Consider the following 19,435-nt stretch of genomic DNA (forward strand, 5'->3'; position numbering starts at 1 on the left):
TGTGTCATTGTCCCGACAAGTTGCCGAGGAGGATCATGACGACGACGTCGGCCCCGCCCCCGGCGGAGATCTACCGGCCCGTGGTGCACCTGGACCGCTCGAGCCCCGTGCCGCTCTACCACCAGATCGCCACGGTCCTCCAGGCCGCGATCGTCTCGGGCGAGCTGCCGCCGCACACGCGGATCGAGAACGAGCTGGCCATGGCCGACCGCCTGCAGGTCTCCCGGCCCACCGCCCGTCGCGCTCTCCACGAGCTCGTCGACAAGGGCATGCTCGTGCGCAAGCGCGGGGTCGGCACCGAGGTCGCGCCGGAGATCATCCGCCGCGCCGTCGAGCTCACCAGCCTCCACGACGACCTCGCCGCCGTCGGCCGCACACCGCGGACCGAGGTCCTGGAGTACGAGACCCGGCCCGCGAGCGAGGAGGTCGCCCAGCGGCTCGGGATCAGCCCGGGCGACGACGTCGTCCACGTGCGCCGGCTCCGCTTCGCGGACGGCGAGCCACTGGCCCTGATGACCAACGTCATCCGCGCGGAGCTCGCCCCGAGCCGGGAGGACCTCGAGCGCGACGGGCTGTACGCCTCGCTGCGTGCGCGCGGGGTGCGGCTGCGACTGGCGCACCAGACCATCGGGGCGCGTCAGGCCACGGCGGCCGAGGCGCGCGTGCTCGAGGAGCCCGCGCGCGCCGCCGTCCTCACCATGGAACGGATCGCCATCGCCGACACCGACACGGTCGTCGAGCTCGGCACGCACATCTACCGCGCCTCCCGCTACACGTTCCAGACCAGCCTCGTCGCGCGGTAGTCCGCCCCGACTCTTCGCCCGGGACGACGGGCAGACGTACGGGGAGGCGCGAGCGCTGGGCCGTGACACGGCGGTGCCCCGGGGCTGGCTGCCCCGGGGCGCCGTCAACGGCTCAGGCGATCACTCGCCCGCGTGCCGCCGCCGCACGGCGAGTGCCGTGCCACCGGCCGCGGCCAGTCCCAGCGCCACGAGCGCGGCGGTGAGGACGCTCGCGCCCGTCGTCGGCAGTCGTCCCGGGCCACGGTCGGTGGGCGCCGTGGACGGCTGCGGTGACGTCGGCCGGTCGGTGGGCGCCGGCGACGTCGGCTCCTCGGTCGGCTCCTCCGTCGGCGGCTCGGTCGTGGGCTCCTCCGTCGGTGGCTCCGTCGTCGGCTCCTCGGTCGGGTACTCCCCCTCGACGACCGGGAAGTACCAGGCGTTGACCTCGTCGTCCGCGGACTGGAAGGAGATGAGGATCGAGCCGTCGTCCCGCAGCGCCTCGTGGATCTCGGTGTCGATCCCGATCTCCAGCGTCGCGGAGCCGGTGCCGATCTCGAGCATCCCGTCACCGAGCAGGCGGCCGCCCATGTCGGGCGCCCACGGCGCGGCCGCGCCGTCCTCCTCGGAGCAGGAGGAGAAGCCGTACTCGTCGCCCTCACAGCTGGACACCCAGACCGGGATGATGCCGTGCTCCCCGTGCCAGAGGAACGCCCGCACGGTCCCCGCCTCGGTCGAGCTCACCGGGATGGTCACCGCCTCGGTCGTGATCTCGATGTCGCCGACCGTCATCGCGCGGCTCGCCGGCAGGCCGGAGATCGTCACGCCGCGCGTCGCCGACTGGTAGATCGTCTGCGGCGACTCCACCCCGAGCAGGGCGGTGTCGGGGATGATCGGCTCGTCCGGCTCGGTCGCGCGTCCCTCGGGCGGGGTGTACCCCTCGAGGTAGACGTGGCCCCAGCGGTACGGCTCGGACTGCTGGCTGCCGAACGGCGACCACGCCAGGCGGGTGTCCCCGATGAAGTCCTGGTTGTCCGAGTCGTACGGCGTGACGTTGAACCCCAGGTAGTCGGGGTCGACGTCGTTCGTCGCCGCGTCACCCGTGGGCGGCGTGCTCGTCATGAAGCCGGCGGGCAGGTTGGCCAGCGGGACCTTCACCTCGATGGTGTACCCCCCACCGGTGTAGGTGCCGTCCTCGGCGATGTCGACGTCGACGGCGACCTCCTGGCCCGGTGAGTTCGGGCCCTCCTCGACCAGCTCGGCGAGCGGGCCGGAGGAGAAGCCCTGGTGGGCGTCGGCGTCGCGGCTCCAGCACGGCCCGTCCGGGCCCTGGCCGGCGCTGCCCGTCGGGTCGTCGGTGAACGGCATGATCCCGCTCTTGAACGTCGTCGAGGTGTCGCGGGAGCCGCCGAGCGGGTCGAGGAGCACCTCCACCGAGTCGACGAGCCAGTGACCGAAGCACCGCTCCGGCGGGGCGGCCGCACCCGCGACGTCGTCGACGACGTTGACGAAGAGGTAGAGGTCGTCGCCGTGCCACCCGGCGCTGGCGTAGCTGCCGGCGCCGCAGTCCGTGCCGTCCGGCTCGCATTCGGCACCCTCCCAGCGGCGCCCGACGTCGAGCGCGGCGCCGTAGGCGTCGTCCTCCGTGCCGTCCACCTGCGGTGGCGCGGCGAGCTCCGGCACGACGGCGGTCGGCACCACGACGAGGGAGAGGTTCTCCGTGCTCGTCCCGGCCCCGCTCGTCGTCGTGATCGGGACGTCGACGGTCCTGCCGCCCAGGTCCCCCGGCTCGGTGTGGGTGAGCGTGAGGGTCACCGTGGTCTCCGCGCCGGGCGCGAGGTCCGTGTAGGTGCCGGGCTCCGAGGCGGTGAGGGGCGGCTCGACGGTGAGCGAGACCTCACCGCTCTGCGCGCTGCTCGTGCGGTTGGTGACGACGACCGGCACGGAGATCGTCTCCCCCGCGCCGATCTTCCAGTTGGCGCCCGAGCGGCCGGAGACCCAGGTGAACTCCTCGGCCCAGTCGTCGTACTCGGCGTAGTTGCCCCAGCGCTGGAACCGGCCCTCGACGCCCGCGACGATCTCGACGCGGGTGTCGTTGTACGCCGTCACCGCACCGTTGCCGAACGACGCGGACAGCGGGTAGCGGCCCGTGGCGGCGTCCTGCGACGGCGTGACGGTGAACGTCGCCTCCGCCTCCTCCGCGGAGGTGATCGGCCCGAGCGTCTGCGGCTCGCTGACCGTCCAGCCCTCGGGGACCTCGAGCGTGGCCTCGCCCGCGGCGACGGTGCCGTCACCGGACTGGGCGTTGAGCGTGACCTCGAAGGGCTCGCCCGGTGCCTGGAAGTAGTCCTCGACCTCGAGGTAGAACGTGGAGCCGAGCGGCATGCCGCCCGGGTCCTGCACGACCGAGCCGAAGAGGATGGCGTCGTCGCGTCCGTTGGCGGCCGCACCGTTCGGCTGGAACGGCACGAGCGACCACGCGATGCCGTAGCGCAGGCACTGGGGCTCCCAGACGCCCTCGTGCTTCTCGCGCGCCTGCGTCGGGTGCGCCCGGTTGCCCTCGCGCCCGACCTGCGCCCACGTCTGGGGCGTGCCGGCGGGCTGGCCCTGGACGTTGCCCGGCAGCCACTCGTACGGGGAGTCGTAGCCGCTCCACGTCCCGACGACGGTGAACGGGTTGGTCGGTGCGGGGGTGAAGCCGGTGTTGCACTGCGGGCCCTCCGTCCCGCCCTCGCCCTGGGTGCTCGCGCCGGAGGTGATCATCTTGACCTGCCAGACGTCGACGGCGTCCGGCCCGGTGAGCTGCTCGGGGAACGCCGTCGGGTCGGCGGCCATCTGCGCGGCCTCCCAGATGACGCGGCCCGCGTACTGGTGGTTGCCGTGCCCGGCGGGGAACGGGGAGAAGCCGGTGAGGATCTCCGGCCGCGTCTGGCGGATGACGTGGACGACCTGGCGCTGGATGCGCTCGGAGCCCCAGACCTCCTCGGTGAGCGCGGCGCTGGTGTTGTAGTAGAAGTCCACGGCGTCGATGTTGTAGATGTCGACGGTCCCGGAGCGGTAGTGCGAGGTGCGGTCCTCGTTCTCGCGGCGCAGTCCGAGCGCCGGCCCCTGCTCGTCACCCACGGAGTTCGAGCCACCCTCGCCGCGGGTGAGCATGATGACGCCGCACTGGACGTCGTAGAGGTCGTTCCACACCCCGCACGGGGTGGTGAAGCTCGCGTCGTCGTCGGGGTGGGCCCAGATGCCCATGACGTCGATCTTGTTCTCGTCCACCTCGGTGGCGACCGACGGCTCGCCCACGGTCAGCGGCGGCTCCTCGGTCTGCCCGGCCGCCGTCGGAACGACGGCTCCCAGGGCGAGCGCAGCAAACGCTGCTGCGGCTATGCCTTTTCTCACGGCTACCTCCTGCTCGGGCAGACGACCTCGTCCGCACTGTGACGCCCGTCACTGGACTGCGTCCACAACCTAGTGAGGAGTGCCCGATTGTGCAAGCAACTGCCCACACTGCGTGCAGGCGTGCGCACGCACGTCAGTCCTTGACGGCGCCCTCGAGCATGCCGCGGATGAAGTGACGCTGGAGGAAGAGGTAGAGCACCACCATGGGCAGCGCGACGAGCACGGCGCCGGCGGCGAGGAGCACGGTGCCCTGCGTGTACTGCCCCTGGAACATCGCCAGTCCGAGCGGGGCGGTGCGCAGCTGGGCGTTGGGCGACATGACCAGCGGGATGAGGAACTCGTTCCACGTCCACATGAAGGTGAGCAGCACCAGGGTCACGACGGCGGGCCGTGCCACCGGGAGCAGCACCTGCCACAGCACACGGTGGTGCCCGGCGCCGTCGAGCCGCGCCGCCTCGATGATCGAGCGGTTGGCACCGCGGAAGTAGGCACGCATCCAGAAGGTGCCGAAGGCCACCGACTGGGCGACCTGCGGCAGCGCGATGGCCCACACCGTGTTCGTCAGACCGAGGGTCTGGAAGTCGAAGAACAGCGGGACGACGATCGCCTCGGCGGGCACCATGATGCCGACGAGGAACACGTAGAAGAGCACCGTGGCACCGGGGAAGTCGAAGGCGCCCAGCGCGTAGCCGGCCATGATCGACAGCAGCGTCGCGCTCGTGACGACGATCGCGGCCACCATGACCGAGTTGGTCATGTACTCCCCGAAGCGGCCCTGCTCCCACGCCCGGGCGAAGTTCTCCACGTGCAACGGGCCGCCGGCCGCGTCCTCGGGCGTCTCCGGCGACAGCGCCGTGGTGAGGATCGTGACGATCGGGGCCAGCGCGAAGGCCGCGAAGACGACGAGGATGACGTAGTTGCCCAGGCGCTCACCGGTGGAGACCCTCATGACTCCTTCTCCCCGATGACGTTGACCGCGAGGTTGATGCAGAAGATGAGCACGGTGAGCACGATGGCGACGGCGGCGGCGGAGCCGACCTCACCGGTCATGAACGCGCGTCGGTACACCTCGTAGCTGGGCACGGTCGTCGAGGTGCCCGGACCACCACCCGTGGTGACGTAGACGAGGTCGAAGGTCTTGAGGGCCGCGATGATCGTCAGCGTGAGCGAGACGACGATCTCGGCCCGCACCGAGGGCACACTGATGGCGAAGAAGGTGCGGATCGCGCCGGCCCCGTCGAGGGTCGCCGCCTCGAAGAGCTCCTTGGGGATCCGGGCCATCCCCGCCATGAGCAGCACCGTGACGAGGCCGGTGGAGACCCACGTCCCGATGAACCCGACGGCGGGCAGCGTCCAGGTGAAGTCCCCGAGCCACGCGCGGGTGAGGAAGCCCAGCCCGATCGAGTCGAGCAGGTCGTTGAGCGGGCCGGTGGGGGCGTAGATGTGCCGCCACGCGACCGCGACGACGACCATGGCGATGACCTGCGGCAGGAAGACGACCGTGCGGAAGAACGCCATGCCCTTGACCTGCGCGCGCACGAGCAGCGTGGAGAGCACCAGGCCGATGGCGAGCGGCAGGACCGAGAAGAAGAAGATGAGCACGAGGGCGTGCCAGAAGGCCTCCCGCAGGCGCTCGTCCTGGAAGACGTCGACGTAGTTTTCGAACCCGACGAAGGTCGCGACGGTGAGGCCGTTCCACTCGTACAGCGAGATCTGGGCCGCCCGCACGAGCGGGTAGAGGAGGAACGCACCGTAGACGAGCAGCGCCGGTGCGAGGAAGAGGTAGGGGGTGACGCCGAAGCGGCCCAGCCCCCGCGGACGACCCTTGCGGGCCGTCCGCGGGAGGGCAGCGATCGCGCCCCGCGGCTGGGCACTCATGTCACTGCGCCGAGGAGACGAACTCGCTGTAGTCGGCCTCGAGGGTGCTGAGCAGGCCGTCGACGTCGAGCTGCCCGCCCATGAACGACTGCAGGCTCTGGCCCAGGGTGTCGCTCATCGTCGGCGTGGCCCAGTCGAGGTAGGGCACGAGGGACCCCTCCTCGGTGACCTCGCCGTAGGCGGCGTAGATGTCGGCCTGGAGGCCGCCCTCGGGCATGTGCTCCGCCGTCTCGACGACGGGCATGTTGCCGGTCTCGGCCAGCACGGCCATCGCGTCCTCGCTCGTGATGAAGTCGATGTACGCGGCACCGACGTCCGGGACGTCCGACGCGGCCGTGACGGCGAAGGGGATGCCCGTCCCGCCGGTGGTCACCTTGCCCGCGCCCGCCTCGACCGGCGGCGGGGCGAAGAAGCCGACGTCCTCGCCCATCGCGGCCTCGATGTCCGGGCCGAGCCAGGAGCCGGCCATGAGGTAGACGCCGGTGCCCTCGGTGAAGGACTGCCACACGGCGTCGTAGTCGGCGCCGTTGAAGCCCTCGTTGAAGTAGCCGGCCTCCACCCAGGAGGCGAGCTCCTCGGCAGCGGCGCGGTTCTCCTCGGTCTCCCAGCTCGCGCCCTCGTTGCCGAAGCCGAGCGTGCGGATGACCTCGGGGTCGACGTGCGCGCCCTGGACGGGGCCGAAGACGTGGGCGGCCGGCCACGCGTCGAGGTTGCCGAGCATGAGCGGGGTCTCGCCGGCCTCCTTGATGGTGGCGAGCTGCTCGCCGAAGTCGGCCCAGGTCTCGGGCACCTCGAGCCCGAGCTCCTCGAGCTTGGACTTGGAGTAGTAGACCCCGACGACCTCACCGACCTGCGGGAGACCGAAGATCGAGCCCTCACCGAAGGTGACGCCGTCCTCGGAGTACCGGGTGTTCTGGAGGACCGAGTCGGAGAAGCGGTCGGTCCAGCCGTAGGCGTCGGCGTAGGGGTCGAGGTTGCGCAGCTGGCCGGCGGCGACGTACTGGCTCATCTGCGAGCGGGAGTTGTTGACCTGGGTGACGTCGGGGGCGTCGTCGCCCGTCAGTGCCAGGCGCAGGGTGGTGGTGAGGTCGTCGTTGGACTGGGTGACCCGGTCGATGGTGACGTTGGGGTACTCGTCCATGAAGGCGGCGTTGAGCTGCTCGATCTGCTCGTTCTGGCCTCCGCGGACCTCCTGGTCCCACACGACGAGGGTGACGTCGCCCAGCGAGGAGATGTCGGTGACGATCTCCTCGCTCGTGGCGTCGGTGCCCGGCTCGGTCTCGTCGGAGTCCCCGTTCCCCCCGCTCCCGGGGGTGCAGGCCGCGAGCGCGAACGTCGCCACGGCTGCTGTGGCGACGACGGCGCGGTGTCTGCGTAGTCGGCTCATGGTGTTCTCCTTGGTCGTGGGCGGCGGTGCCGCCCGGTGTGTTCCCCGCTGACAGCTCAGAGGTCGGACTCCAGTGCGAACGTGGCGTCGGCCCGGCGGGTGACCCGTCCGGGGCGGGCGGGCAGGACGTCGGGCAGGAACCGGTAGTGCTCGCGCAGGGCCGTGGCGTCCGGGTCGCCCTCCCCGTGGGCCGCGTCCAGCTGCTGCCACCAATCATGCAGGTCGCCGATGCCCGGGGCGGCGAGCGACCCTCCGAACTCCTGGACCGCGAGGCCGGAGCACAGCGAGGCGAACCGCAGCCGCTGCTCCAGCGGCCACTCCGCCAGTGTCCCGCGGGCGAAGGCCGCGAGGAAGACGTCACCGGCGCCGGTCGGGTCGATCGCCTCGACGCTCAGTGCCGGGACGTGGCACTCCTCTCCGCTGCCCGAGTCGATGGCCACCGCGCCGTCGTCGCCCATCGTCACGACGACGAGGGGCACCCGCTCGGCCAGGGCGCGCGCCGCGGCGCGCGGGGAGTCTGCGCGGGTGTAGGCCATCGCCTCACCGGCGTTGGGCAGGAAGGCGTAGCAGTCCTCGAGAGCGTCCAGCCGGCCGGCGTCCCAGGTCTCCGAGGGGTCCCAGCCGACGTCGGCGAAGATCTTCGCGCCGTTCGCGCCCGCCTGGCGCCACCACCGCTCCCGGGCGCGCTCGTCGTCGAGGTCGATGATGACGGCGCGGGCGTCCGGCGGCTCGGTGATGAGCTCGTCGTAGCTCAGGGGCAGGTCGTGGCCGTGGGTCACCATGGCGCGGTCGCCGTCGTAGGCCATCGACACGGTGACCGACGTGTGCTGGGACTCGAACCGTGCGGAGTGGGACAGGTCGATGGCCTCGTCGGCGAGGATGTCCCAGCACCAGCGGCCGTAGACGTCGTCACCGAAGCCGGTGGCCAGGCCGGTGGACAGGCCGAGCCGGCTGGTCGCGACGGCGAGGTTGGCGATGCCGCCGGGCAGCGAGCCCATGCCGCTCGCCCAGACCTCGGTGCCGGGCCTGGGCGCGGTGGGTAGGCCGGAGAAGACGATGTCGAGGAACAGCGGGCCGGAGAGGAAGACGTCGAGCTCCGTACTCGCCGACGCCTCCGCGGACCGTTCACTCACGCTGGGCTCCTTCCTGGCCCGGACCTCCATGTCCGGACGTCGCGTCCATGTGCGGACATTCTATGCACACTGCTGCTCACTGATGCGCAATCCTGCTAGTGTTTTGGCGTGCTGACGACCACCCGCCGGGACGCGATCCTGGCCGAGCTCCGCGACACCGGAGAGGTCGCCGTCACGCGCCTCGCCGAGCGCTTCGGGGTCAGCACGTCGACCATCCGGCGCGACCTCAACCTGCTGAGCCGGCAGGGCCGGCTCCAGCGGGTGCGCGGCGGCGGGTCGGTCGAGCCCGAGGCCCGGCCCTTCGAGGCCGTCGCGAACGACCGCGCCGCGAACCGGTCGCGGATCGGCGCGCTCGCCGCCCGGCTCGTCGCGGACGGCGACGTCGTCATCCTCGACATCGGCACCACCGTCGCCCAGGTCGCCCACCACCTGCGGGGGCGCCGGGTCACCGTCGTCACGGCGTCCCTCGCCGTCGTCGACGAGCTGCGTGAGGACCCCGTCGTCGAGCTCGTCCTGCTCGGCGGGGTCCTGCGCCGCTCCTACCGCTCCTTCGTCGGCATGCTCCCCGAGCAGGCACTGAGCCAGATCACGGCCGACATCGCCTTCCTCGGGACCAGCGGCGTGCGTGACGACGGCAGCGTGCTGGACACGACGAGCATCGAGGTGCCCATCAAGCGTGCGATCCTCAGCGTCTCCGAACGGCGCGTGCTGGTCGCCGACGACGACAAGTTCCCCGGCTCGGGCCTGCTCGCCGTGTGCGGGCCCGAGGGGATCGACACCGTCGTCACCAGCCCCACGTCGAGCTCACCCGGGCTCGAGGTCCTGAAGTCCCGCGGCACGGAGGTCATCACCGAGTGAAGCTCACCGTCATCGGCGGAGGCGGTTTTCGCGTCCCCCAGATCTTCGCGGCGATCTCCGCCGGCGACGCGCAGCTCCGGGTCACCGAGCTGTGGCTCTACGACACCTCCGCGGAGCGGCTCGACGTCATCGGCAACGTCCTCGCCCAGCTCGTCCCCGCGCTGGACCGTCCCCCGCGCGTGCACACGACGACGCACCTCGGCGACGCGCTCGACGGCGCGGACTACGTCTTCTCCGCCATCCGCATCGGCGGGACGGCCGGGCGCATCAGCGACGAGCACACGGCGCTGCGGCTCGGCGTCATCGGCCAGGAGACGGTGGGCCCCGGCGGTCTCGCCTACGCGCTGCGCACCGTCCCCCACGCCCTGCGGCTCGCCGAGCAGATCGCCGAGCGCGCACCCGGCGCCTGGACGATCAACTTCACCAACCCGGCCGGGATCCTCACCGAGGCCATGCGCGGGGTGCTCGGCAACCGCGTCGTCAGCATCTGCGACACGCCGATCGGGCTCATGCGCCGGGCCGCGGGTGCCGTCGGCCAGGACCCGCGGGACGCGGACTTCGACTACGTGGGGCTCAACCACCTCGGGTGGCTGCGCAGCCTCAACGTCGACGGCCACGACGCGCTGCCGGAGCTGCTCGCCTCCGACGAGCGCCTCGACGGCATCGAGGAGGCGCGCCTCTTCGGCTTCGAGTGGGTGCGCGCCCTGGGCACCATCCCCAACGAGTACCTCTTCTACTACTACCAGCACCGCGAGGCCATGGCCCGCCTCACCGGTGGGGAGCCCACCCGCGGGGAGTACCTCGACGCGCAGCAGAGCGCGTTCTACCGCGCGGCCGGCGAGACGCCCGAGCGGGCCCTGGAGCTCTGGGACGCCACCCGCCACGAGCGGGAGTCCAGCTACATGGGCGAGTCGCGTCCCGAGGACGAGCGCTACGGCCGGCGCGCCGAGGACGTCGAGGGCGGCGGCTACTCCGAGGTGGCCCTGGACCTCATGACCGGCCTGGCCACCGGTGAGGCGTCCACGATGATCCTCGGGGTCGGCAACGACTCCCGCGGATCCGGCGAGCTGATCGTCCCGCAGCTGTCCCCCGAGGCGGTCATCGAGGTGCCGTGCACAGTCGACCGCGACGGCGTCCACCCCCACCGCGTGGCGCCGCTCACCGGTGAGATGACCGGGCTCATGACGACGGTCAAGGCCAGCGAGCAGCTCGTGCTGCGGGCGTTGGCCGAGGGCTCCCGCGAGCTCGCGTGGCGCGCCTTCGCCAACCACCCGCTCGTCGACTCGGTGGCGGTCGCCCGCGAGCTCGTCGACGCGTACTGCGCGGCGACCCCGGAGGTCGGGGCCCTTCTCCGGTGACCCGGCGCGGCGGGACGCTCGCGCGTCACGCCGCCGGGAAGCGGTAGGTCGTCTGCCCGTGGGGGTCCTTGGCGAAGGCGAGCACCCGCTCGGGCAGGACGCGGAACACCCACGCCTCCCCGCCCTCCTGGGAGCCGAAGCCGTCGCCGTGCACCTCGAAGCGCCACGCCTCGCCGTACTTGGCGACGAACGCGTCCGCGACGGCGGTGAGGCCCGCCGTCGCGCGCTCCGCCCGGCCCTCGAGGACGACGTCGGTGCCGTGTGCCCAGGCGTTCTGCCCGGTGGTGACCGCGACGGCCGGGTTGTGGTCGAGGTTGTGGGCCTTCTGCTCGCCCGTCCCGGTGACGATGCACAGGCCACCGTCGTGCCACACCCCGATCAGCGGCGTCACGTGCGGGCGGCCGTCCGGCCGCACGGTGCTCAGCCAGTACAGCTCGGCCTCCCGCAGCAGCGCGAGCGTCTCCTCCCAAGGGAGCGGCCCGGCGGCCGGGTCGCTGAAGCGGGGGTCGAACGTGGTCGTGGGCATGGTGGCTCCTCTCCTCGGTCCGTCGCTACCGACCCGGGCCCGGCCGCGAACTCATCGGCTGCGAGGTGCCGGCCGGCCGCCGCGCCCGCGCGGAGGACAAGGCGAGGGCCCGGCACGCGTGGTGCGTGCCGGGCCCGGGTCGGGTGCTGCTGACGGTCACCATGACCGTGCGGGCAGCGACGCGTTGCGCACCGCGGCGCGGGGAGCGATCCCCGCCCAGCGTCCCCGGCGGCCGCGCAGGACGCGCGTGGCCGGACGACGCTGCAGGTGCACGTAGTCCGCGAGTGGCATTCCCATGCTGCTGGCGGACATGTCGCCGAGCATGATCGAAGACATGACTTTCCCCTGGTTCTCTGTGGTGGTGTAGCCGTCGAGCACGACGGCAGGGCTCCGGGCTGCACCGGGATCTCGACCTCGTCGTCGGATCCCAGCGGCGACGGGGTCTGCTAGTGAGGCAGTCGGAAGGCCATGGGCAGCACCCTGCCAGGGGACGCCGGAGGGGAGCCACTCATTTATCGCCGGTGGTTCCACGCCGGCGGGTACGAGCCGGTGCTGCCGCGTGGGACGGCTCCCGCCGAGCGGCTCGGCGGGAGCGTCGGCCGGTCCGGTCAGCGGGCGCGGCGGCCCGCGGCGTCGTGGCCGTGGAGGCGGGCGTCACCGAGCCGCGCGACGTGCTGCTGCCGCAGCCGGTGCCACCGGCGGTGGAGGCGGCGCGGCATGAGCGTGACCGGGCGCTGCTGGAGGTAGACGATGTCTGCCAGCGGGATGTTCATGCGTCGGGCGAAGTCGTCCCCGAGCATCCTCTGCATGGTGGTACCACGTCCCTTCGTCGGCCCTGCCGGGTCGGCCGGGCACTCGTCCCACCCGGCCGGGTCGGCCGGGTGTGTCGTCGGTGACGGCGACGCCCTGCTGAGGACGTCGTCGCCACCAGCTTCCCGACAAGTGTCTCACATCGTGGGAAGGTCGGCGGGGCCGTCGGGGGGCGCGTCGGGTCGCTGGTCACCGCCCTGACCCTCCCGGACGGCGCGGGTGAGCCGCTCGCCGAACCCGGCCAGCGCCTGCACCGCCGCCTCGCTGCCCGTGACCGTCCACGCGACCTCCGGCGGGATCCACGCCGGCCCGTAGACGAGGTCGGGAAGGGTGGCGCCCGCCACCGGCCAGTCGGTCCCGCCCGCCTCGTTCGCCGTCGCTCCGGTCGCCCAGACCCCGAAGTACTGCTGCATCTCCGCGAGCGGCAGGTCGAGGTGGGCGACGGCCTCGAGCGGGTAGGTCTCGCTGTCCGTGTCGGTCGCCAGGACCATCTCGGTGGGGTCGTCGACCGGGAGCTCCCGTGGCTGGGTCCGCACCCCGGTGCGCAGCAGCCGGGAGAGGCGGTCGAGGCGGAAGGTGCGCCAGTCCTCCCGGTCGAGGTCCCAGCACAGGAGGTACCAGCGCGGTCCGTTCGAGACGAGCGTGTGCGGCTCGACGTGGCGGGAGCGCTCGACGCCGAGCGCGGTCACGTAGGCGAAGCGCACCCGCTCGTGGTCCCGGCAGGCGAGCGCCAGCTCGGCGACGACGTCGGCATCCACCTGCTGCCCGCGCCCACCCGCCGGAACCGCGTACTCCTGGAGCGCCGACACCCGCCGGCGCAGGTGCGGCGCGAGCATCTGCTCGAGCTTGACCAGCGCGCTGAGCGCCGTCTGCTCGCCCAGCCCCTGCACGGCGGCCATCCGCAGCCCGACGGCGATCGCCACGGCCTCGTCGTCGTCGAGGAGGAGCGGTGGCAGGCGACCGCCCGTGGCCAGCTGGTACCCGCCGTCGACCCCGGGACGGGCACTGACCTCGTAGCCGAGCTCGCGGAGCCGGTCGACGTCGCGGCGCAGCGTGCGCGCACTGACGCCCAGGCGCTCCCGGAGCTCGCGGCCCGTCCAGGAGCGGTGGGTCTGCAGGAGCGAGAGCAGCCGCAGCGCGCGGGCGGTGGGGTCGGACATGCGAGGAAACCTACCCGCTATTGCGGTCAGGATCTGGCCTCATCGGTCGCTACCGTCCTGCCATGACTCCGATCATCAGTACTCGCGAGCTCTCCAAGACCTTCCGCCGCAAGGGCGGCGAGGAGGTCGTCGCGGTCAGCGACCTCACCATGGACATCGAGCCCGGCAGCCTCACGGCCTTCCTCGGACCCAACGGCGCCGGCAAGTCCACCTCCCTGCGCATGCTCACCACCCTGCTCCCCCCGACCAGCGGCCACGCGACGGTCTGCGGTTTCGACATCGCCCGGCAGCCGGACGACGTGCGCCGGGCCATCGGCTACATCGGCCAGAAGAACGGGGCCGCGCAGTACTACCGCGTCCGCGACGAGCTCGTCTCCCAGGGCGCCTTCTACGGCCTCGGACGCGTCGAGCGGCGGCAGCGCGCCGACGAGCTCATCGAGGTCCTCGGTCTCACCGACATCGCCACCCGCACGACGATGACGCTCTCCGGCGGTCAGCGCCGCCGCGTCGACATCGCACTCGGTCTCGTCCCCGCTCCCCGGCTGCTCTTCCTCGACGAGCCGTCCACCGGGCTCGACCCCCAGTCCCGGTCCAACCTGTGGGAGCACATCCTCACGCTCCGGGAGCGCTACGGGATGACGCTCTTCCTCACCACCCACTACCTCGACGAGGCGGACCGCTTCGCCGAGCGCGTCATGGTCGTCGACCACGGCCGGCTCATCGCCGATGACACCGCCTCCCGGCTCAAGGCGAACCTCGCCGGTGACCGCATCGTCCTCACCGTGGCCGGGTCGGCGCCCGGCGTGCTGGACACCCTGCGCCACGTCGCCACCGGGACCGACGCCGTCGAGCACACCCCCGTCGAGGTGCCCGAGGGCGCCGCGGTGCGGTACGCCGTCGTCGTCGACCACGGGGACCGCGTGCTGCCCGGCCTCCTCGCCACCCTCGCGGCCGCCGGCCACCGGGTGGTGGCCGCCGAGCTCCACCAGCCGACCCTCGACGACGTCTTCCTCCGGCTCACCGGACGCAGCCTGCGTGAGGCCGCCGACGTCGACTCCCCCGCCCAGCCCGCCCTCACCCCCGGAGGCATCCAGTGAGCTCCGTCCTCGTCGACACCCGCAACGTCCTCGTCCGCGAGCTGTGGCCGGTGCTGCGCGACCCCTTCAGCGTCATCTTCTCCCTGCTCCAGCCACTCGTCTTCCTCGCCTTCTTCGGGCCCCTGCTCAGCGGCATGACCGGGCTGCCGCTGGCCGAGTCCTTCCAGTGGTTCGTGCCCGGCATCATCGTCATGAGCACGCTCTTCGGCACGGCGATGGCGGGCTCGAACCTGCTCTTCGAGCTCCAGTCCGGCTCCCACGAGCGGATGCTCGTCACGCCCGTCGCCCGCTCGGCGCTCATGGTCGGACGGGCGCTGAAGGAGATGGTGCCGCTCACCGTCCAGGCCGTCGTCATCACCCTCGTCGCCGCGGTCTTCGGGTTCCGGCCCCACCTGCCCGGCATGGCGGTCGGGCTGGTCGTGCTCGCCGCGTTCGGGATCGGGCTCGGCGCGCTCAGCTACTCCCTGGGCATCGCCGCGCGCGAGCGCGACTGGATGTTCTGGGCAGTGCAGCAGGCGCTCATCTTCCCGCTCATGATCCTGTCCGGGATGCTCCTGCCGCTCGACGCCGCACCCCGGTGGATGCAGGTGCTGGCGAACCTCAACCCGCTCACCTACCTCGTCGAGGCGGAGCGGGCACTGTTCAACGGGGACCTCGGCGCCTCGGCCGTGTGGCAGGGCGCCCTCGCGGCAGTGCTGCTGGCGGCGGTCGGGCTCACGGTGGGCATCCGGATGATGCGCCGGAGCATCTGAGCCGACCGGTCCCCCGAGAGCCCACGGCGGGACGGCCGACGGCCGTCCCGCCGTGTCGGTGCCCGCGGTTACCGTAGGTGGGTGCAGCTGACCGAGAGCGACGCCCGGGCCCTCGCCCAGCTGTCGCTGCCCGACGACGCCGCCCTGCACCGCCAGCTCGACCCCGGCACGATCGAGCGGGGGACCGGCTACGCCCGGCGCGGCATGGTCCAGCGCCTGCACGTCGACCCGGGCGAGCGTGCGCTGTTCGCCACCGTCCGCGGGAGCGGCACCAAGACCTACCAGAGCTTCGTGCTCCTCGGGATCGGCGGCGAGGTCTCCATCCACTGCACGTGCCCGGTGGCCGTGGACTGCAAGCACGGGGTCGCCACCATCGTCGCCGCCCGGGACACCGGCCGCGCCCAGCCGGACTGGGAGCAGGCGCTGGACGACGCCGTCAGCGGCTCCACCGGCTCCGGCGACCCGCTCGGCCTCCAGCTCGAGCGGGTGGTGGACCGCGGCTCGCTCGCCGCGGCCGGGCGCACCGCCGCGCGTGTGCGCATCGCCCCGGTGACCCGGGGCGTCAAGGGCACCTGGGTGCGCACCGGGGTGAGCTGGCAGAACGTGCGCTGGTCGTGGGGCCGCTACGACCCCGCCCACGTCGAGGCGCTGCGTGCCCTCATCGCCTCCCACTCCCACGCGTACGCCAAGCACGTCTACCTCGACGAGCTCGGCAGCGCCGTGTGGCCCCTCCTGCGCCAGGCCGTCGATGCCGGGGTCGCCCTCGTCCCCCACCGCGGCCTCGCCGGGGACGTCACGCTCAGCGCGGTGCCCGCCGAGGTCACCCTCGACGTCACCGAGCACCCGCTCGCCGACGGCGTGCGCGTCGGGCCCGTCGTCACCGTCGCGGGCCGCACGGTCGGCGCGCACGCCGTCGCCTTCGTCGGACACCCGGTCCACGGGGTCGCGGTGAGCGACGACGGGCTGCTGCTCGCCCCCCTCGCCCGGCCGCTGCCCGCCGGCGCCTCCGAGCTCGTCACCGGCGAGGCGCTGCACATCCCGCCCGACGGCGTGGAGCGGTTCCGCCGCGACTTCTACCCCCGGCTGCGCCGGCTGCTGCCGGTCCGGTCCTCCGACGGCGCGGTCGACCTCCCCGACGTCATCGCCCCGGTCCTCGTGCTCACCGTCGCCCACCTGCCCGGCGCCGTCGCCCGGCTCAGCTGGGCCTTCCGGTACCGCACCACCGGCACGGTCACCGACGTCCCCGTCGCCCAGCCCGTCGACGACGACGGCGGCCCCGCGGCCGGGTGGGTCCGTGACCTCCCGCGCGAGCAGCGGATGCTCGAGGAGCTCTCCCTGCCCGTGGGCTTCCCCCAGCTGCGGGCCGCCCCGCCGGCCCGCGGTCCCGCCCCGGTCGCCGAGCTCCGCCGCGTCGACGCCGCGGACTTCACCACCGACGGGCTCGCGCGCCTGCGGGAGCAGAATCCCGCCGTCGTCGTCGAGGTCACGGGTGAGGTGCCCGACTACCGCCTCGTGGAGGAGGCCCCCACCGTCCGGCTCACCGCCGCCGACTCCCCGGAGGGTGACTGGTTCGACCTCGAGGTCGCCGTCGAGCTCGACGGTGAGCCCGTCCCCTTCGGGACCCTCTTCCGGGCGCTCGCCACCGGGGAGGAGCACCTCTTCCTTCCCTCGGGCAGCTACGTCAGCCTCGACCGGCCCGAGCTCGAGCAGCTGCGCCAGCTCATCCGCGAGGCCGGCGGGATGCACGACGAGGAGTCCGGCACACTGCGGGTCACGCCCTACCAGGCCGACCTGTGGCAGGAGCTGCGCACGCTCGGGATCGTCGACGCGCAGAGCGAGCGCTGGCAGCGCACGGTGAGCGCGCTGCTGTCCGGGCCGGCGCCGGGTGCCGTCGAGCTGCCGACGGGTCTGCGCGCCGAGCTCCGCGGCTACCAGCGCGAGGGCGTCGAGTGGCTCGCCACCCTGTGGGACGCCGGGCTCGGCGGGATCCTCGCGGACGACATGGGCCTGGGCAAGACCCTCCAGACCCTCGCCGTCGTCGCGCGGGCCAAGGAGACAGGGCGACTGGACCACCCGGTGCTCGTCGTCGCCCCGACCTCCGTCGTCGGCGGGTGGGCCAGCGAGGCCGAGCGCTTCACCCCCCGCCTGACCGTCCAGACGGTGGAGCGGACCTCCGCCAAGGCCGGTGTCCCGCTCGCCGAGCACGTCGCGGGGGCCGACGTCGTCATCACGTCCTACACCCTGCTCCGCATCGACTTCGCGTCCTACGACGCGCTGGGCTGGTCGGCGCTCGTCCTCGACGAGGCCCAGTTCGTCAAGAACCACCAGGCCAAGACGCACGTGTGCGCCCGCCGCCTCGACGCCCCGGTCAAGCTGGCGATCTCCGGGACACCGCTGGAGAACAGCCTCATGGACCTGTGGGCGCTGCTGTCCATCACGGCCCCCGGCCTGTTCCCCGATCCCGGCACCTTCACCGAGAACTACCGCACACCGATCGAACGGGACAAGGACGCGGCCGCGCTGGACCGGCTGCGCCGGCGCACCCGGCCGTTCGTCAAGCGCCGCACCAAGGAAGAGGTCGCCGGTGAGCTGCCGCCCAAGCAGGAGCAGGTGCTCACGGTGCCGCTGACCGCGCGCCACCGCAAGATCTACGACACCCACCTGGCGCGTGAGCGGCGCAAGATCCTCGGGCTGGTCGACGACCTCACGAAGAACCGCTTCACCATCTTCCGCTCCCTCACCCTGCTGCGGCAGCTGGCCCTGGCACCCGAGCTCGTCGACGACGCCTACGAGGGCGTGGGCTCGAGCAAGGCCGAGGCGTTCCTCGAGCTGCTCGAGGAGGTGGTGGCCGAGGGGCACCGGGCGCTGGTGTTCAGCCAGTTCACCGGCTACCTCGGGCTGGTGCGCGACCGGCTCGACCAGCAGGGCGTCGACTACTGCTACCTCGACGGCAGCACCTCCAACCGCCCTGCCCGCATCCGGGAGTTCAAGGAGGGGCATGCGCCGGTGTTCCTCATCAGTCTCAAGGCCGGAGGCTTCGGGCTCAACCTCACCGAGGCGGACTACTGCTTCATGCTCGACCCGTGGTGGAACCCGGCCGTCGAGGCCCAGGCCATCGACCGCACCCACCGCATCGGCCAGGACCGCACCGTCATGGTCTACCGGATGGTCGCCGAGGGGACGATCGAGGAGAAGGTCATGGCCCTGGCCGACCGCAAGCGCGAGCTCTTCGACCGCGTCCTCGCCGGCGGCACCGGCGCGTCCTCGCCCCTGAGCGCCGACGACATCCGCGAGCTCCTCACCTGACCCTGCGCCGGGCCGCGGCCACCCGGACGAGGCTCAGCCGAGCTGCGGCGACCCCAGTTCCGCGGGCACGTGCGCGCCGTGGCCCGCGGCCCGCAGCGCCTCGCGAACCTTTTCCGCGGCGGCGTCGAGCTGCTCGGCGGGGACGTCGGACCGGGCGTTGTCGAAGCGCAGCGCGGCCTCGTCCCACGCGGGGAGCACGTGGACGTGCAGGTGCGGCACCTCGAACCCCGCCACGAGTACGGCAGCACGCGGCGCGTCCCACACGGCCCGCTGCGCCTGGCCGACCCTCTTCGCGACGGCGGACAGGTGCGCGAGCAGCTCGTCGGATGCGTCGGTGTACTGGTCGACCTCCTCGCGCGGCACGACGAGCATGTGCCCGTCCGTGATCGGGGCGATCGTGGCGAACACCACGCAGACATCGTCCGCCCAGACGAACCGACCCGGGATCTGCCCGGCGATGATCTTGGTGAAGACGGTGCTCATGGCCCGAGCCTATCGGCGACTACCATCGGGCGAACGGAAGGAACACGGTGGCACGACAGGACGAGCAGGGCGTCTCGACCCGCACGGCGGCGGAGGCCTGGGAGGAGCTCTTCCGCGCCCAGGTGACACTCATGCGCCGCTTCGAGGCCGGCGAGGACTTCGCGCCGCTCAGCTCCCGTGAGTACGACGTGCTGTTCCAGCTCAGCCGCGGCGACGGCGGGGCGATGCGGCTGCGCGAGCTCACCGAGCTCATCCTCATCTCCCAGCCCAGCGTCAGCCGCATGGTCGACCGGCTCGCCGCCCGCGGGCTCGTCGAGCGCCGCGCCGCCCCCGACGACGGACGCGGCGTCGTCGTCGCCCTCACCGAGGAGGGGGCGAGGCTGCAGCGGGAGATCGGGCGCAACCACGTGCGCTCGATCCGCCGGTACGTGGGCGGCGCGCTCGACGAGGAGGAGCTGCGCACCCTCCAGCACCTGGCGCACAAGCTGCGCAGCGCGCAGCCCGGGCTCTGA

17 protein-coding genes are annotated in these 19,435 nt (G+C 72.5%); 7 read left to right on the top strand and 10 right to left on the bottom strand.

Translation table 11 applies throughout. The features are described from left to right. Window positions 1-35: 35 nt before the first annotated feature. Window positions 36-803 (top strand): GntR family transcriptional regulator, encoded by a 768-nt coding sequence (locus VR894_RS12290; RefSeq protein ID WP_324651924.1) that lies wholly within the window; start codon window positions 36-38, stop codon window positions 801-803. Window positions 804-923: 120 nt separating this feature from the next. On the opposite strand, the gene VR894_RS12295 is transcribed toward VR894_RS12290, so the two are convergent. The 5 genes from VR894_RS12295 to VR894_RS12315 form a co-directional block, all read right to left on the bottom strand. Continuing rightward, window positions 924-4,175 carry a PIG-L family deacetylase gene (locus VR894_RS12295; protein WP_324651926.1) on the bottom strand — a complete coding sequence of 1,084 codons (3,252 nt, stop codon included), beginning with the start codon at window positions 4,173-4,175 and terminating at the stop codon, window positions 924-926. A gap of 133 nt (window positions 4,176-4,308) precedes the next feature. Then, window positions 4,309-5,124: a carbohydrate ABC transporter permease gene (locus tag VR894_RS12300; protein WP_324651928.1), complete on the bottom strand. Its 816-nt coding sequence runs from the start codon at window positions 5,122-5,124 to the stop codon at window positions 4,309-4,311. Next, window positions 5,121-6,053: a sugar ABC transporter permease gene (locus VR894_RS12305; protein ID WP_324651929.1), complete on the bottom strand. Its 933-nt coding sequence runs from the start codon at window positions 6,051-6,053 to the stop codon at window positions 5,121-5,123. The genes VR894_RS12300 and VR894_RS12305 overlap by 4 nt, the downstream gene beginning before the upstream one ends. A 1-nt stretch (window position 6,054) precedes the next feature. Further along, window positions 6,055-7,440, bottom strand: coding sequence for an ABC transporter substrate-binding protein (locus VR894_RS12310; RefSeq protein WP_324651931.1), 1,386 nt, complete (start codon window positions 7,438-7,440; stop codon window positions 6,055-6,057). Window positions 7,441-7,496: 56 nt separating this feature from the next. Then, window positions 7,497-8,573 (bottom strand): PfkB family carbohydrate kinase, encoded by a 1,077-nt coding sequence (locus VR894_RS12315; RefSeq protein WP_324651932.1) that lies wholly within the window; start codon window positions 8,571-8,573, stop codon window positions 7,497-7,499. A 108-nt stretch (window positions 8,574-8,681) separates the two neighbouring features. On the opposite strand from VR894_RS12315, the gene VR894_RS12320 reads away from it, so the two are divergent. Both VR894_RS12320 and VR894_RS12325 read left to right on the top strand, forming a co-directional pair. After that, window positions 8,682-9,431, top strand: a complete 750-nt coding sequence (locus VR894_RS12320) for a DeoR/GlpR family DNA-binding transcription regulator (protein ID WP_324651933.1) — start codon at window positions 8,682-8,684, stop codon at window positions 9,429-9,431. Beyond that, window positions 9,428-10,789, top strand: coding sequence for a 6-phospho-beta-glucosidase (locus VR894_RS12325; protein WP_324651934.1), 1,362 nt, complete (start codon window positions 9,428-9,430; stop codon window positions 10,787-10,789). Before VR894_RS12320 ends, VR894_RS12325 begins: the two co-directional genes overlap by 4 nt. Window positions 10,790-10,814: 25 nt before the next feature. Here the strand turns inward: VR894_RS12325 and VR894_RS12330 are convergent, their stop codons facing one another. From VR894_RS12330 to VR894_RS12345, 4 genes are all read right to left on the bottom strand, one after another. Then, window positions 10,815-11,315: a pyridoxamine 5'-phosphate oxidase family protein gene (locus VR894_RS12330; RefSeq protein ID WP_324651935.1), complete on the bottom strand. Its 501-nt coding sequence runs from the start codon at window positions 11,313-11,315 to the stop codon at window positions 10,815-10,817. Window positions 11,316-11,471: 156 nt separating this feature from the next. Then, the gene (locus tag VR894_RS12335) at window positions 11,472-11,651 is read right to left on the bottom strand and encodes a hypothetical protein (RefSeq protein ID WP_324651936.1); all 180 of its coding nucleotides are present in this window, start codon (window positions 11,649-11,651) and stop codon (window positions 11,472-11,474) included. Window positions 11,652-11,923: 272 nt separating this feature from the next. Further along, a complete protein-coding gene (locus tag VR894_RS12340; RefSeq protein ID WP_324651938.1) occupies window positions 11,924-12,124 on the bottom strand; it encodes a hypothetical protein in 201 nt (66 codons plus the stop codon). A 138-nt stretch (window positions 12,125-12,262) separates the two neighbouring features. Continuing rightward, complete coding sequence (locus tag VR894_RS12345) at window positions 12,263-13,285, bottom strand: helix-turn-helix transcriptional regulator (protein WP_324651940.1); 1,023 nt, start codon at window positions 13,283-13,285, stop codon at window positions 12,263-12,265. Between the two features lie 62 nt (window positions 13,286-13,347). On the opposite strand from VR894_RS12345, the gene VR894_RS12350 reads away from it, so the two are divergent. The 3 genes from VR894_RS12350 (at window position 13,348) to VR894_RS12360 (ending at window position 18,440) form a co-directional block, all read left to right on the top strand. Then, window positions 13,348-14,382, top strand: a complete 1,035-nt coding sequence (locus VR894_RS12350; protein ID WP_324651942.1) for an ABC transporter ATP-binding protein — start codon at window positions 13,348-13,350, stop codon at window positions 14,380-14,382. Continuing rightward, window positions 14,379-15,134 (top strand): ABC transporter permease, encoded by a 756-nt coding sequence (locus VR894_RS12355; RefSeq protein WP_324651943.1) that lies wholly within the window; start codon window positions 14,379-14,381, stop codon window positions 15,132-15,134. The genes VR894_RS12350 and VR894_RS12355 overlap by 4 nt, the downstream gene beginning before the upstream one ends. A gap of 81 nt (window positions 15,135-15,215) precedes the next feature. Next, window positions 15,216-18,440 carry a DEAD/DEAH box helicase gene (locus VR894_RS12360; RefSeq protein ID WP_324651945.1) on the top strand — a complete coding sequence of 1,075 codons (3,225 nt, stop codon included), beginning with the start codon at window positions 15,216-15,218 and terminating at the stop codon, window positions 18,438-18,440. Window positions 18,441-18,473: 33 nt separating this feature from the next. On the opposite strand, the gene VR894_RS12365 is transcribed toward VR894_RS12360, so the two are convergent. Next, window positions 18,474-18,923 (bottom strand): HIT family protein, encoded by a 450-nt coding sequence (locus tag VR894_RS12365; RefSeq protein ID WP_324651947.1) that lies wholly within the window; start codon window positions 18,921-18,923, stop codon window positions 18,474-18,476. A 47-nt stretch (window positions 18,924-18,970) separates the two neighbouring features. On the opposite strand from VR894_RS12365, the gene VR894_RS12370 reads away from it, so the two are divergent. Beyond that, the gene (locus tag VR894_RS12370) at window positions 18,971-19,435 is read left to right on the top strand and encodes a MarR family winged helix-turn-helix transcriptional regulator (protein ID WP_324651948.1); all 465 of its coding nucleotides are present in this window, start codon (window positions 18,971-18,973) and stop codon (window positions 19,433-19,435) included.

The sequence above is a fragment of the Georgenia sp. H159 genome, assembly GCF_035607575.1.
In the GTDB taxonomy this organism is placed as follows: Bacteria; Actinomycetota; Actinomycetes; order Actinomycetales; family Actinomycetaceae; genus Oceanitalea.

Coding starts and splice junctions, on each gene's coding strand:
- VR894_RS12290 (WP_324651924.1), top strand. CDS start 36: ATGACGACGACGTCGGCCCCGCCCCCGGCGGAGATCTACCGGCCCGTG.
- VR894_RS12300 (WP_324651928.1), bottom strand. CDS start 5,124: ATGAGGGTCTCCACCGGTGAGCGCCTGGGCAACTACGTCATCCTCGTC.
- VR894_RS12305 (WP_324651929.1), bottom strand. CDS start 6,053: ATGAGTGCCCAGCCGCGGGGCGCGATCGCTGCCCTCCCGCGGACGGCC.
- VR894_RS12310 (WP_324651931.1), bottom strand. CDS start 7,440: ATGAGCCGACTACGCAGACACCGCGCCGTCGTCGCCACAGCAGCCGTG.
- VR894_RS12330 (WP_324651935.1), bottom strand. CDS start 11,315: ATGCCCACGACCACGTTCGACCCCCGCTTCAGCGACCCGGCCGCCGGG.
- VR894_RS12335 (WP_324651936.1), bottom strand. CDS start 11,651: ATGTCTTCGATCATGCTCGGCGACATGTCCGCCAGCAGCATGGGAATG.
- VR894_RS12340 (WP_324651938.1), bottom strand. CDS start 12,124: ATGCAGAGGATGCTCGGGGACGACTTCGCCCGACGCATGAACATCCCG.
- VR894_RS12345 (WP_324651940.1), bottom strand. CDS start 13,285: ATGTCCGACCCCACCGCCCGCGCGCTGCGGCTGCTCTCGCTCCTGCAG.
- VR894_RS12350 (WP_324651942.1), top strand. CDS start 13,348: ATGACTCCGATCATCAGTACTCGCGAGCTCTCCAAGACCTTCCGCCGC.
- VR894_RS12365 (WP_324651947.1), bottom strand. CDS start 18,923: ATGAGCACCGTCTTCACCAAGATCATCGCCGGGCAGATCCCGGGTCGG.